Here is a 13,109-nt window from a genome sequence, read left to right as displayed (position 1 = left end):
ATCTATATTTGGAGGTATCTATGAACAAGAAAGTCTCTAGTGAAGAAATGGCCAGTTTAGCATCGGAAGTTTTGCGAGACAAAGGAGCGTCCAAAGTTCAGAAAACTCTCGCCGGTTCTGTTCTGTCACAAGCTGCAAGTGGAAAAGAAACAGGCGCAGATATGGAAGCATTGGCCTCTAGGGTGCTTCAAAGTGACAAGTATGCCGACACCACGCAATCCTTAGCAGGGTCAGTCCTTTCTCAATCGAATAAAAATCGCTGACCGTCAGAAAGGCCCGCGCTCCCTAACGGAACGCGGGCCTTTCCGTCAATCAATGGCGGCGTAAATCTTCCCGGCTTCGGGGTGGCAATCAATATACTCCATCAAATCATAATACCGATCCGCCAGACTCGGCACACGTTCCGCCATATGGGACAAAGTGAACAGCGTCACGACGATTCCCGCCGCGTCGGCGGACATTTCCTCATTAAAATAGTTGCCCTCGCAGACTATGCGAACCGGCGTAGCCGTTTCCGGGGCCATATAAAAACCGCCGTTGCTGAGTTCGTAAAACTGCCAGAATACGCCGTCATAATTCGGGCAAAGCCGCCGCATCCAGTTATACACATGAGATTCAAACATCAGAAACGCTCGGGCGCAATGCTTGGGGAAAAAATCTACGCGGTCTTCTTCGGTTACCATATTCGCGGTGATGATGTTCTGAGTTTCCTTTGCGCCACTCCTGGGAGTTTTTCCCTTTGGAGTTGACCACCTTTATGGCGGTGCTCCGTAGGGCTTTCACAAGCAAGTGAAGCTCCCACGGGTAACCGCTCCAAAACACGGCAACGCGAAAACAAGAAAGCACAGGGGAAAGGCCCGTGCCAGAATGAGCGGGAATGACCGTCCGGCGCGGAAGCGAGTACGGGCGGAACGCCCGGCGAAGCTGCACAAGACGGAAGGGAAAGAAAGCTAACGATGGCGCAGGCCTTGCGCGTTCACGCGCACCCCTGTCGGTAAAAGTGGCCCGCTTTCCGACAGGGAATGCGGGCCACTTTCATAAGCTACAGTTCAAAGGTGGCGATGAATGCCATAATGGCCTTGTCCACCGTAAGTGCGGCCACAATAAGCGCCTTATGCTTCCGCGTTGACGGATTCGACAGGTCGGGGACGCGGACTTTTTCAAGCTCCGCCTCTGTCATAGCATACATCAAGCTGACAAGTTCTTTGGCTTTTTCTTCAAATTCCCGGATCGACCGCTGTTCGGCAGAGTTCATAATTTCTCTCCCATGAGTTTCGGCAGTCCGCTGGCTTACCCTCGATCCGGCCGGTAGGCATACTCCGGGTTGACTGTCAGATTGCAGCCGTCGCTGAAAGCGCTGTAAATCTTCCGAACATCAACCAGGGTTGTGCGTCGAAGATGTACGTCCTCAGTTTGCCATTGTTCCGTGGTTCGCGGGCAACAGCCCGGCCCGGCCGGGAAAGAGTCCCCGCGCTCTTCACAAACGAGCGCCCGATTTATGAAGAAATTCCTCTTAATTTATTGGCTATTTGGCATTTTTACCAAATATACTTTCTAAAAAAAGTGAAACAGAGAACTATTCCACTGTCTTCTTGTCCTGAATTATGCAACATAAGTCAAGCCGGGTAAGACAGCTTTTGCCATATATACGATATAGCATATCTAATTAATGCAACTACATTCTTATACTCAATCCCTGTTTTCCGTTTGCCGTACAAGACAATGGCGAAATTGAGCAATGATGGTTTTCAATCTTGACAAGAGAAATTCAAGTGGCTATTTTGCTGAAAAGCCAAGGATGAAAACATGGACCGGTACAAAAAGTATATCTCGGAACAAGCCAAGATTTTTAAGGCGCTTGGTCATCCGAGCCGCCTGCTCATGGTGGATGCCCTGCGAGACGGTGAAAAGTGCGTCTGCGATCTGCAAGCTCTGGTAGGGGACGATATGTCCACTGTTTCCAAGCATCTCTCCGTACTCCGGGAAGCGGGGGTGGTTTTCACTGAAAAAAGAGGGACAAACATCTATTACCGCCTTGCTCTCTGTTGTCTGGACACCTTTCTGTCCTGCACCGGAGAAATCGTGGAAAAGCGTGTCCTTTCGCAAATGGACATGCTGAACAAAGGGTAATTTTTTTACTCGTAATATTGGCAATTTTGCCAATAAAGAAAATTTAAGAGGTTAGCAAGATGTCAAAATGCTGTGCGGGCGTACCAGAAGAAAAACAGGTTTTACCTCCCTCGGTTCAGTGCGCTTGTCAAAAGTCCGAAGCGCCGCAATCCCCTTCCATCCCGTCGCAAGTGAACAAGACGCGATATTTCGGGATCGGCATTGCTGCTCTGGTGCTGTGGAGTGCGGTCTATTCCGTCATTGTGCCGCTTTCGCAATGGCTGACCTATGATCTTTTTTCCATCGACAAAGGCACTCCATTGGGGGATTCCGTCGAGTTCTTTTTCTATGACACGGCAAAGATTCTCTTGTTGCTCGTTCTTATGGTTTACGTCATCGGCTGGCTGCGGGCCGCGATGCACGTTGAACGGGTCCGGGACTATTTGGCGGGAAAAGGCCGGGGAATCGGCTACTTTTTAGGCGCGGGCTTCGGGGCTATCACGCCGTTCTGTTCCTGTTCCAGCATTCCTTTGTTCCTGGGGTTCACCACGGCCCGTATTCCCTTGGGCATAACTATGTCCTTTCTCATCACCTCGCCGTTAATCAATGAAATCGCCGTGGTCCTGCTGTGGGGACTGCTGGGTTGGAAGTTTACGATCATTTATGTGGTGGTGGGCATGTTTGCGGGCATTGTGGGCGGGATCATCATGGACGCGCTCCGTGCGGAACGTTGGCTGCAACCCTTTTTGCTGGACGCCATGAAGAATGCGTCCACCAGAGAAGCCGCTGTGGAAGCGGGCGAAGCTCCCAAGATGGGCCTCATGGAACGCCATGCGTTCGCCTACTCTGAAACGAGCAGTATTTTCAAAAAGGTCTGGCTGTGGGTCATCATCGGCGTGGGCCTTGGCGCGTTACTTCATGGCTATGTGCCGCAGGAATGGTTCACGGAAAACCTGGGAGCCGGTCAATGGTGGTCCGTCCCGGTGGCCGTGGCTATCGGCATTCCGCTGTATACCAATGTCACGGGTATTATTCCGATTATGGAAAGCCTGCTGCTCAAGGGACTGCCTCTGGGCACGACGCTGGCCTTCTGCATGAGCACGGTAGCGGCGAGTCTGCCGGAAGTGCTCATGCTCAAACAGGTCATGCGCTGGAAGCTTTTGGCCCTCTTCTTGGGCATGTTGCTGGTTATATTCACGGTAGTGGGCTGGCTGTTCAATATCCTCCAAACACAAATCTTTTAGCCGAAAGAGGGTCGTCATGTTGATCAAAGTTCTCGGTCCCGGTTGCGCCAAGTGCAAAGAAGCGGAAAACGTCGTCAATGCCGCCGTGCAGGATGCGGGAAGTGCCGCCACGGTTGAAAAGGTCACGGACCTGAAAGAAATGATGGCGCTCGGCGTTATGTCCACGCCCGCCGTGGTCATCGACAACAACGTCATGTGTACTGGCCGTGTGCCTTCCAAGTCCGAAGTCATGGGTTGGATCGCTACGCCGGACGCTCATGCTTCCGCTCATTCGACTTCCACCGGCTGCTGTTGCGGCGGCAAGTGCTAACCGTGAACGGGGCGGTGTACCCGCCCCGTTATTGCCATTGGAGGGGAGTATGAGCCAATCCACCTTACAAAAGTTATCTTTTCTGGATCGCTATCTGACGCTGTGGATATTTTTCGCCATGTTTATAGGTGTGATGCTCGGATGGGCCGCGCCGGGCGTCAGAAGTGTGATCAACTTTTTCCAGGTCGGCACCACAAACATTCCTATCGCTATCGGGCTTATCGTCATGATGTACCCGCCCTTGGCGAAGGTGAAATATGAAGAACTCGGCAAGGTTTTCAGAAATAAAAAAATTCTTCTGCTGTCTTTGACGCAAAACTGGATCATCGGTCCCGCTCTTATGTTTCTGCTGGCCGTGACGTTTCTTTCCGGTCATCAGGAATATATGATAGGGCTTATCCTCATCGGGCTGGCCCGTTGCATAGCAATGGTGATTATCTGGAACGACCTTGCGGGCGGGGACCGTGAATACTGCGCCGGTTTGGTGGCGTTCAATTCCATTTTTCAGGTGCTGTTCTTCTCTGTGTACGCTTATGTATTCATTACAGTGTTGCCCGGATGGCTCGGCATGTCAGGCGCTGTAGTGGATATAAGCATGGGGCAGATAGCCGAGAGCGTTTTTATTTATCTCGGCATTCCGTTCCTGGGCGGGATTCTTTCCCGGCTTTATGGACTTAAGGTCAAGGGACTGGACTGGTACGAAAATATTTTTATCCCCCGCGTCAGCCCGTGGGCGTTACGCGCGTTGCTGTTCACCATTCTGGTGATGTTCTCCCTCAAAGGGGATTACATTGTGCAACTGCCGTTTGACGTGCTCCGGGTGGCCATTCCGTTGCTCGTGTATTTCATTTTCATGTTTCTGTTATCCTTTTATCTTTCCTGGAAGGCCGGAGCCAATTACGAACAGTCGGCAACACTCTCTTTTACAGCGGCTTCCAACAATTTCGAGCTTGCCATTGCCGTGGCTATCGCGGTGTTCGGCTTGAACTCCGGGCAGGCGTTTGTGGCCGTTATCGGCCCGCTGGTGGAAGTGCCGGTGCTGATCGGGCTGGTCAATGTGTCCTTATGGATCAAAAGACGCTGGTATGCGTCATAGGAAGCAATGACGATGGATAGTACCCAAAAAGAAGAAATGCGGGCGAAAGTCCGCCAAGGTTATGCCGGTATCGCTTTGGGTTCCACGCAATCATGTTGTGGAAGTGGGCAAGGCTGTTGCTCAAGCGCCAATGCGGGAACCTTGGCCGCAAGTCTGGGATATTCGGAAGACGACATTAACGACTTGCCGGAAGGCGTCAATATGGGCCTTTCCTGCGGCAATCCCTTGGCCCTGGCCTCTCTGAAAGAAGGGGACGTGGTTCTGGACCTGGGATCGGGCGGCGGCTTCGATGTGTTTCAGGCAGGCCCGCGAGTCGGGAAATCCGGCCGGGTCATCGGCGTGGATATGACGGCGGAAATGCTTCACAAGGCGCGGAACGCCTGCGTATGGTATCGGGAACATTCCGGTCTTGATAACGTCGAGTTTCGCTTGGGTGAAATCGAACATTTGCCGGTGGCCGACAACTCCGTGGATGTGGTTCTGTCAAATTGCGTAATCAACCTTTCCCCCGACAAGCCGCAAGTCTGGAAGGAAATTTTCCGTGTGTTGCGGTCCGGCGGCAAGGTTTCCGTATCTGATATTGTGCTGCTGGAAGAACTCCCGGAAAACGTGATGGATTCCGTTGCGGCCCTGGTCGGTTGCATATCCGGGGCCATTCTCTTGGAAGAAACGAAAAACATTCTTAAGGAATGCGGCTTTATTCATATCTCTTTGGATAAGAAGTCCGGCTACATCGAAGCTATGGAATCGGGCGACGATCCTCTGTACGCGAAAATCCGTCAATCGCTTCCCCCGGAAAAGACGCTCCACGATGTTATGACCAGCGCCATCGTTTCCGCGCAAAAACCATAGCCTGTTTGAAGTTGCACGATGCTCTTCTGTATCATTTTCATCCAACCGACACAGAGATGGTTAAAAATGATACAGAAGGGTGAAACATAAATATAATATTTTAAGCATGTTATAGTGGCATATATATTGCTATATTGCCAAATAACAAATAATAGACTTTATCTACGGAGTCATCATGAAGACAATTCTTTTCCTCTGCACGGGTAATTCCTGTCGCAGTCAAATGGCCGAAGGCTGGACGCGGAAGCTGTGGCCACAATTGCAAGTTCACTCGGCGGGGTCTGCTCCGGCCCGTGAAGTGGACTACTTGGCCGTACAGGCTATGGCGGAAAAGGGGATAATGATTTCCACGTACCTCCCCAAAAGTCTCCTGGATTTGCCGCCCGTCGATTTTGATCTGGTCGTTACGCTCTGCGGAGACGCGGCGGAAAATTGCCCTTATTTTCCCGGTGGAGCAAAAATTGAGCATCACGGATTTGACGATCCGCCAAGACTGGCGAAAAACGCCAAAACCGAGGAAGAGGCTTTGACATACTACCGACGAGTACGTGATGAGATAGCCGACTTTGTGGGCAACCTTCCCCAAGCCCACCCTGAATTATTTTCAGAACAAGCCTAGCCGGTTTTGTTCTGCCCTAACTTTTTAAAACACTCTAGCACTTTATCAGGAGCAACCATGTTCAAGCGTTCGCTGTTGTTTTCCACTTTTGTCCTCATGTTGTCTTTTTCCGCCGCCTATGCCGCGCCGGAACAAATTCCTGTTCCCAATACGGTGACAATGCTTGATTTAGGGGCAAAAAGCTGTGTTCCATGCAAAATGATGGCTCCTGTTCTGGAAAAAGTCGGCAAATACTATGAAGGCAAAGCCTCCATATTGTTTGTTGATGTTTGGGAAAATCCAAACATGAAATCTGAATACGGGATACAAGCCATACCGACACAAATTTTCTATGACAAAAAAGGAAATGAGCGGGAACGCCATACAGGTTTCTTAGATGAGGCGAGTATAAAAACAAAAATTGATGCTCTGCTTGCAGAATAAACTGTTTAGGCAGGCACACAGGGAAAAGCTACGCAAGTTGCTTTTCCCATATTTATTCTCTCACGCTTTACCTGGGGCAAATACGTGTTTAACCAGTTTTTACTGACCATCAATATGTGGATGACTGATACCTTTGCGCTAGCGGTTCTCGGTTGCTTTCTATGGGGTATGGTCAGCGTATTGTTCAGTCCGTGTCATCTGGCCTCCATCCCGCTCATGGTGGGCTACGTGGCTGGCCAGGGGCACGAGATTCAAGGGAGAGAAGCGGCGGGATATGCTGGCGTGTTCAGCCTGGGGTTATTCCTCTCCATCGCCGTGGTGGGCGTGATCTGTTCGTTGCTCGGCCGCATGTTGGGGGATATTTCCCCCTTATGGGGGGTGCCGGTGGGGGTCTTGCTGGTCTGGCTCGGCCTAGACCTCATGGGCGTTGCCAAGTGCCGCCTGCCGGGCAAGACCCTGAGCGGATTCACCATGCGGGGGTATCGGGGGGCCTTTATCCTGGGTGGTTCCTACGGCATTTTATCCGGGGCATGCACATTCGGCTTCATCGCGCCCATTCTGGCCATTATCACCGTACAACAGAGAGTTGTCGAAGGGATAGCCTTGATCCTGTTTTTCGCTTTGGGGCATTGCCTGCCCATTGTTCTGGCGGGAAGTTCCGTGGCGCTGAGTCAGCGGCTTGTGGAAGCCAAAGGAATGCGTCTTGCGACTCAATGGGGGAGAAAGCTGGCCGGACTGCTGGTGATCGGCATCGGTCTGTATTTCGCCGTCTCTCCATTCATAGTCTGAGAGACTTTTCTATGCGGGAACTCGGCGGATGTTTTCTTACCGTCCGCCACGTTCCCGCGCTCTTTCTTTTCCGAGAGAAAAACCGTTTTCCTCCATGACAATGCGTAGCCCCCATTTGCTTTGAGCGTAGCGTTTTGCCGCTTCCCGCGCCGTCGCGTCCCCTGCGGAAAACAGCACCGTCTTACCTGTATCGCGCACGGTGCCCCCGGTGGGAATGGTGAAAATCACCACGCCTTTTCCATCTACCCGGCATGTGATTCCGTCGAACATGCAGGGGGTGTTTTCTCCATGCCGCTGGCGCTCCTCCGCTACAAGCCGTTCCATACGCAGCGCGGCCAACAGGCGCGTCTTGCCTTTGCCGCTCACGCCCGGCGCTTCTTGCGCGTTCCTTTCCCTGGTTGCAAACTGCGCCCGTAGGGAGGCAACATCCGGGGGCCGCTGTTCTCTTTCCGGCTCGGCCCCTCCTGCGTGTGAACGCAACATGGACAGAGCCGTTTCGTTGCCCTGTTCCGTCTTCCATTGTAAAAAGCGGTCCATGACGCATAGGGAATCTCCCGACGAACCTCCTGCCGGGGCTCCTGAAACGACAGCCGGGCGTTCGCCTTTTCCTCGGCTTCGCGTTTGCGGGCAATGGCGATCAGATTGCGCCGGTTGCGCTTGGCGATGTTCAGCCGGTCAAGCTCATTCCGCTTTACTTCCCATTTGCGACGGATGGCGTCCAGAGTCGCATCCTCCTTTTCTTTCAGCGTTTGCAGACAGGCTATGCGGTTTTCAATTCCCCGCTTGTACTCTTGGAACAATTCTCCCCGGTGCGGTCCCCGGCAGAGTGTTGCGGCTTCATAGCGGTCCTGCCCGGTGAAGCGTTCCGGTGCCAGGGGCGGAACGAACGGCCCGAACCGGCTTTGCAATTTTTTCAGGGAAAACCCCTTGGCCACGTCGCTGGCCTTGGCCGCTCTGTTAGCGTTTTTGCTGTGACGGTCCCGAACAATCAGGCCATTGGCGCGGGGCCGGATTTCCAGTCCGTAACGGGCAAAAGCGGCATGGACTTCCTCCCATGTTCCGGCTCCGGCAAGGGCCGCTTGCAGGTCCTCCGCATGGCTCTTGGCATAGGACACGAAAGATTGCTGGCCGCTGTGCGCTTCCATCGCGGCGGCTTTGTCATTGATCCGGTCCTTTCCGAGTTGCTCCCGGCCGTTGTCAATATGCAGGCCGTATTCACGTTCCAGTTCCCGGCATAGCTTGTCCCGTATCCAGTAATCGCGGAACTCTTTGTGTACGGTGTATGTGCCCGGATGGATCATATTGTAGGCGACGTGCATATGGATATTGGCGGTATCCCGATGTACGCCGCAATGCCGTTGGTGCTCGGCATACCCCAAGGCGGCGGCAAAACGCCGCTCTATGTCCTGAAAGACTTCGGGCGCAAGTCGAGTCTCGTCTTCGGGCCGGAAGCTCACAAGCAAGTGATAGGTCTTCGCGCCCTGGGCGCGGGTGTTGCAATCTTGAACATCCGCCACTTCCGCGACGCCTTCCGCGTAATCTTCACCGCCAAGACAGCCCGCGCACCACGCCATAAGACATTTTTCCCCACCATGCCCAGCGTCGGCAATGTACGCGGCAAGACGGGGATAGCGATCATGCGTCGGGTTTATGGGGATGCGTCGGCTGATCATCTTTCAATCCTGGCGATAGCCGCTTGCAGTTCCCGCTGCCGGGCGTCAAGTTCATGTAAAAGCCGGTGAACCGTGCTCCTGTCCGCGCCGCTGGCCAACGCCTGTTTAATCAGGCCGCCAAGCCGCGCCAGCTCACCTTTCAAGCGCCGGAGTTCCAGCCGGGCTTCCTGGTGTTCCAGACTTGGCACGGAAAAGCCAAGGCATACCCGTTTGCTGAACGTCGAAAGAGACAATCCGGCCTTGCGGGCGCTGGCCAGAACAACGTCGTATTCCTCCGGCGTCAGATAGGTTTTGAGCGCCAGTTTTTTGCTCGGCATGAAAACGCTCCTTGCCCGTGGGTGAACCAGGTTCCGACCGGGACGCATAATAACGGTACACGCGCCACGCATAGCGCCTGCCGCGTTCGGCGTCCGGTGAATGGTATTTGCCCACGGCCCGCCAATTGTAGCCGTGGCGGGCAATCTCCTGGGCCAGTATCCAGGTTCCCCACTTCTTGTTTATGTCCGGGTTCAACAATGACGCGGGAGAAATACCGTAGCGGCGTATCCACCAACGGTTGATCTGCATCAGCCCCACGTCATAGGAAGCGCCCGCCCGTTCTGCCGCCGTTATGATGTGCTCTGCCTCCTCCCGACTGACCGGATAAAAATCACGTCCCGCCACGTTCACAGCCCACGGATTCAGGCTTGATTCCTGACGGGCCACGGATTCCACCAGACGGGCGGGGATATGGGTGCCCTCATCCGGGGGCAAAGCCGCATCCGCGCCGCTGGCCGGAGAAACCGCCAGAAGCAAACGGAGAATCCCGGCGCAAAGCGCCATGCCTTTTTTCATTGAAGTTCTGCCTTGTTTTGTGTTGAGCCGAAGGCGAATAAGCACAGCCCCGCAGGGCAGGACGGGAAGAGAACCGCCGCAAGGTGGGCCTACTTCCCTTGTCCTGCCCTCCAAAGCGGATACAGCATAGCACAAGGAAAGATGCCGTGAGATATAGAACGGCGCAATTTCCCTTCTTTTATTATGCGATATGACAGTTTCATTCGGCATATTAGAGAGTGATAATAACTATAGTAAGAGTTCAAATGATGTACTTTGCATCATCATGGAATATTATTCTGTGAAAACAGAAAAAGCGGCCGGGAAATGAAATCACCCGTCTTCATGGTCGCCGCTGTCAGTCCTCGGCGGCTGGACCATTCCCATGCGGCGCAAAATATCCCCGGTAGCTGTCGGCCCTTGTTGTCTGTTGTTTATTGTGCCGTCTTCATAGGCTTGGGGCATGGGATCAAAATCCGGTTTCCGTTGCAGAATACTTTCCAGATAACCGCCCGGATTCTGCGGCTGTCTGTCCTCCAGGTGGCTTACAATATGCCGCGCCCTGTCTGACCCCGGCATGATCCCATGCCGACGAAACACGCCCGCCACTTGGTAGGACAGACTCGCTCCCGGCGGTGTATTTTTGTCTTTTTTTCTTCTGTTATCTGTCTCTGTCTGTGCTCCAAAGTGACTCCCGACCAGCTCAGGAGTCACTTTGGAGTTTTGGCGCACTCTCCTTGTCCATTCATCTTGTAATTGCAAAAGGATAGATGCTTTTACCAGTAGCCGGAACCGCACATTTTCTGTCTGAATAATTGTGTGCTGTTGTAGAATTTCGATCAGTTTTTGAAATTTCTGACTTGAAACACCGCATACATATTTCCATTCCTGCAAGGAAAGGCATAATTCCGGCTCCCCGTTGCCGTCCCACGCTTCCGCTATGCGTTCCAGCAAAAGCCACGCCGCGCCGTACCCTGCCGGACCGAGTATGTCCCTCAGTTCCAGCATGGCGGCGTGGCGCGAAAAAGTGCTTGGATGTTTAATCCAACGCACGGCGGGGCCTATCTATCCTCGGCGGCGTATTCGGGATCGCTCAACTTCTTCACCAGAGCGGCAATGTCCTCGGCCTTCCATGCGGTTGTGCGGGGGCCAAGTTTTACGGGTTTTGGAAAGCGGCCAGTCTTGCAGCCTTCCCACCATGCGCTTTTACTGATGGGAACCACTTCAAGCACCTGCCAGAGCCGCATAAATCCAGTATGAGGGATTACTGTAGACATAAAAACACCTCCGTAAAATAGTGTTTACGGAGGTGTAGCACGGTCTTTTTGCGAAACGTGAGGAAATTACTTCCTGTTTTCAGCAAAAAACATTTTTTTATAGTCTATATGACGATTTTTATCTGTTACTGTCCTGTGCCCCAGTGTTTTCCCGCAATTCATCCAGATAATCCGCCCATTCCTGCATCATTTTCACACGCTCTTCCCAATACAGTGCGCGATTATACGCGCGGCGAACGCTGTTTCCATCCACATGAGCCAATTGGGCTTCTATAACATCAGGAGCCCACCCGCGTTCATTGAGAAGCGTCGAGGCCATAGCCCGAAAACCGTGTCCGCACATTTCGCCCTGAGCATAGCCCAAACGGCGGAGAGCGGCGTTGACCGTGTTGTCCGACATGGGACGGGCCGCGCTTCTCATGCTCGGAAAGAGGAAGCGGCCGCGTCCAGTGAGAGGAAACAAGGCTTCAAGAATGCTCATACTCTGGCTGGCAAGGGGAACACGATGTTCCCGCCGCATTTTCATTTTTTCGGGGGGGATTATCCAAATCTTCCCGGCAAGGTCAAACTCCGTCCATTCCGCTTGCCTGAGTTCTCCGGGCCGCACAAATACGAGAGGGGCAAGACGAAGGGCGGCTTTGACGACTTCGGAACCCGTATAGCCTTCCAGAGAGCGGAGGAGCCCCCCGACTTCGGAGGGGGTGACGATGGCGGGCATGTTTTTTGATATGGCCGGGGCCAACGCGCCTTTGAGGTCGGCCGTGGCGTCTCGCTCGGCCCGTCCGGTGGCCACGGCGTACCGGCATACGCAACCGCACTCCTGAAGAACGCGATGCGCCGTTTCAATCGCGCCGCGCTCCTCAATTTTGCGGAGCGACAACAGGATTTGAGGCGCGGTCAGAATGCCGATATGAATTTTACCGATATATGGGAACATATTCTGCTCAAGGCGTAACAGCACTCGTTCCCCGTGCTTGGGCGTCCACTTGCTTTTATTGCGCTCGAACCATTCACGGGCAATGGCCTCGAAAGAATCCCCGCCGCCTGTCTGGGCTGCCGCCACGGCTTTCTTCATCTGGCCGGGGTCAATCCCTTGCTCAAGGGATGCTTTCGCCTTCTGCGCTTTCTCCCGCGCCTCTTTCAAGCCAATCTGGGGGTAACGTCCTATGGTCAGTGTTTGTTCTTTACCCCCAAAGCGGTACTTGAGCCTCCATGTTTTCCCGCCAGCAGGGGAGACGGCAAGATACAATCCGCCGCCGTCAAAAAGTTTCAGATTTTTATCTGTTGGGGGTAAAGCCCGGATTTTGGCGTCTGACAAGGGCATAATGGCCTCCGAAGTTGGGGGTAAAACTTTCTCGCGCTTTCAATTTACCCCCATTTTTACCCCCATTCGTGTTTGATGACAACGGATGTTCACGGACTTCCAAGGACACCAAAAAGGCCATAAATCCTTTGTGTTATTAGGATTTACGGCCTTCTTTGGACTGACTTGGACAGTAAAAAAAGTTTATAATGGTGGAGGCGGGGGGAATCGAACCCCCGTCCGAGAACATTCCACTCGAAGCATCTACAGGTTTAGTTCAGGAATAGATTTCACCACGCTGTTGGCCCCTGAACAGGCGCAACGCAGCAATCTCGCCGGTAACCTCCTCGCGGAAAACCCCGGTGAGCTCCGGTCTCCGCCAGCCTGATAAGTGTCGCCGTCCAGGGTTATCAGGCGTGGCCCTGGACGACGTGACCGTTAAACGGTCGTTGCCTCGCTGTTATTAGGCAGCGTAAGCGTAGTCGTAATCGTTGTTGGCAATTACTTTTGTGCCGCTTTTTACGAGGCCAGCGGCGCCTCGACCTGCCGCTAAGGCTTCCACGTCCCCGTCGAAACCAGTGCGCCCCCATATATGGTGGAA

The 13,109-nt window shown here is 53.4% G+C and carries 17 protein-coding genes, 1 other RNA gene and 1 pseudogene; 9 read left to right on the top strand and 10 right to left on the bottom strand.

Annotated elements, in window-relative coordinates; translation table 11 throughout:
• The first annotated feature begins 20 nt into the window (after positions 1–20).
• On the top strand, positions 21–263 hold the full coding sequence (locus ACZ5DH_RS05140) for a hypothetical protein (protein WP_092155084.1): 243 nt from the start codon (positions 21–23) through the stop codon (positions 261–263).
• A 45-nt stretch (positions 264–308) separates the two neighbouring features.
• On the opposite strand, the gene ACZ5DH_RS05135 is transcribed toward ACZ5DH_RS05140, so the two are convergent.
• Both ACZ5DH_RS05135 and ACZ5DH_RS05130 read right to left on the bottom strand, forming a co-directional pair.
• The gene (locus ACZ5DH_RS05135; RefSeq protein WP_092155086.1) at positions 309–623 is read right to left on the bottom strand and encodes an antirestriction protein; all 315 of its coding nucleotides are present in this window, start codon (positions 621–623) and stop codon (positions 309–311) included.
• 419 nt (positions 624–1,042) lie between these two features.
• Positions 1,043–1,255, bottom strand: a complete 213-nt coding sequence (locus ACZ5DH_RS05130) for a hypothetical protein (protein WP_092155306.1) — start codon at positions 1,253–1,255, stop codon at positions 1,043–1,045.
• Between the two features lie 551 nt (positions 1,256–1,806).
• Here ACZ5DH_RS05130 and ACZ5DH_RS05125 point away from each other — a divergent pair.
• The 8 genes from ACZ5DH_RS05125 to ACZ5DH_RS05090 all read left to right on the top strand — a co-directional run bounded on the left by ACZ5DH_RS05125 (position 1,807) and on the right by ACZ5DH_RS05090 (position 7,442).
• Entirely contained in the window at positions 1,807–2,130 is a 324-nt protein-coding gene (locus ACZ5DH_RS05125) for an ArsR/SmtB family transcription factor (RefSeq protein ID WP_092155304.1), read from the top strand.
• Between the two features lie 170 nt (positions 2,131–2,300).
• Positions 2,301–3,353 carry a permease gene (locus tag ACZ5DH_RS05120; RefSeq protein WP_227327197.1) on the top strand — a complete coding sequence of 351 codons (1,053 nt, stop codon included), beginning with the start codon at positions 2,301–2,303 and terminating at the stop codon, positions 3,351–3,353.
• 16 nt (positions 3,354–3,369) lie between these two features.
• Positions 3,370–3,663 carry a thioredoxin family protein gene (locus ACZ5DH_RS05115; protein ID WP_092155300.1) on the top strand — a complete coding sequence of 98 codons (294 nt, stop codon included), beginning with the start codon at positions 3,370–3,372 and terminating at the stop codon, positions 3,661–3,663.
• Positions 3,664–3,712: 49 nt separating this feature from the next.
• Positions 3,713–4,759, top strand: a complete 1,047-nt coding sequence (arsB, locus tag ACZ5DH_RS05110; RefSeq protein WP_092155298.1) for an ACR3 family arsenite efflux transporter — start codon at positions 3,713–3,715, stop codon at positions 4,757–4,759.
• A 6-nt stretch (positions 4,760–4,765) separates the two neighbouring features.
• Positions 4,766–5,611 carry an arsenite methyltransferase gene (gene arsM / locus ACZ5DH_RS05105; RefSeq protein WP_218970747.1) on the top strand — a complete coding sequence of 282 codons (846 nt, stop codon included), beginning with the start codon at positions 4,766–4,768 and terminating at the stop codon, positions 5,609–5,611.
• A 175-nt stretch (positions 5,612–5,786) separates the two neighbouring features.
• Entirely contained in the window at positions 5,787–6,230 is a 444-nt protein-coding gene (locus ACZ5DH_RS05100; protein ID WP_092155294.1) for an arsenate reductase ArsC, read from the top strand.
• Positions 6,231–6,287: 57 nt separating this feature from the next.
• Entirely contained in the window at positions 6,288–6,653 is a 366-nt protein-coding gene (locus ACZ5DH_RS05095; protein WP_092155292.1) for a thioredoxin family protein, read from the top strand.
• An 84-nt stretch (positions 6,654–6,737) separates the two neighbouring features.
• Entirely contained in the window at positions 6,738–7,442 is a 705-nt protein-coding gene (locus ACZ5DH_RS05090; protein ID WP_092155290.1) for a cytochrome c biogenesis CcdA family protein, read from the top strand.
• A 36-nt stretch (positions 7,443–7,478) separates the two neighbouring features.
• On the opposite strand, the gene ACZ5DH_RS05085 is transcribed toward ACZ5DH_RS05090, so the two are convergent.
• The 8 genes and pseudogenes from ACZ5DH_RS05085 to ssrA form a co-directional block, all read right to left on the bottom strand.
• Entirely contained in the window at positions 7,479–7,808 is a 330-nt protein-coding gene (locus ACZ5DH_RS05085; RefSeq protein ID WP_464256047.1) for a hypothetical protein, read from the bottom strand.
• Complete coding sequence (gene traI, locus ACZ5DH_RS05080) at positions 7,805–9,115, bottom strand: TraI/MobA(P) family conjugative relaxase (protein WP_464256046.1); 1,311 nt, start codon at positions 9,113–9,115, stop codon at positions 7,805–7,807. The genes ACZ5DH_RS05085 and traI overlap by 4 nt, the downstream gene beginning before the upstream one ends.
• Positions 9,112–9,354, bottom strand: a pseudogene (locus ACZ5DH_RS05075) (plasmid mobilization protein); the annotation flags it as partial. The gene traI and the pseudogene ACZ5DH_RS05075, both read right to left, overlap by 4 nt.
• Positions 9,248–9,949, bottom strand: coding sequence for a lytic transglycosylase domain-containing protein (locus ACZ5DH_RS05070; RefSeq protein WP_257243237.1), 702 nt, complete (start codon positions 9,947–9,949; stop codon positions 9,248–9,250). The gene ACZ5DH_RS05070 and the pseudogene ACZ5DH_RS05075, both read right to left, overlap by 107 nt.
• Positions 9,950–10,261: 312 nt before the next feature.
• Positions 10,262–10,981: a hypothetical protein gene (locus ACZ5DH_RS05065; protein WP_227749068.1), complete on the bottom strand. Its 720-nt coding sequence runs from the start codon at positions 10,979–10,981 to the stop codon at positions 10,262–10,264.
• Between the two features lie 8 nt (positions 10,982–10,989).
• Positions 10,990–11,205, bottom strand: a complete 216-nt coding sequence (locus ACZ5DH_RS05060) for a helix-turn-helix transcriptional regulator (protein ID WP_092155284.1) — start codon at positions 11,203–11,205, stop codon at positions 10,990–10,992.
• A 118-nt stretch (positions 11,206–11,323) separates the two neighbouring features.
• Positions 11,324–12,529 carry a tyrosine-type recombinase/integrase gene (locus ACZ5DH_RS05055; RefSeq protein WP_092155282.1) on the bottom strand — a complete coding sequence of 402 codons (1,206 nt, stop codon included), beginning with the start codon at positions 12,527–12,529 and terminating at the stop codon, positions 11,324–11,326.
• A 189-nt stretch (positions 12,530–12,718) separates the two neighbouring features.
• Positions 12,719–13,096: a transfer-messenger RNA gene (gene ssrA, locus ACZ5DH_RS05050) on the bottom strand.
• Between the last annotated feature and the right edge of the window lie 13 nt (positions 13,097–13,109).

Source organism: Desulfovibrio simplex (assembly GCF_055387835.1).
Note: the sequence above shows the minus strand (reverse complement) of the source record. Positions and strands in the feature narration are given on the sequence as shown.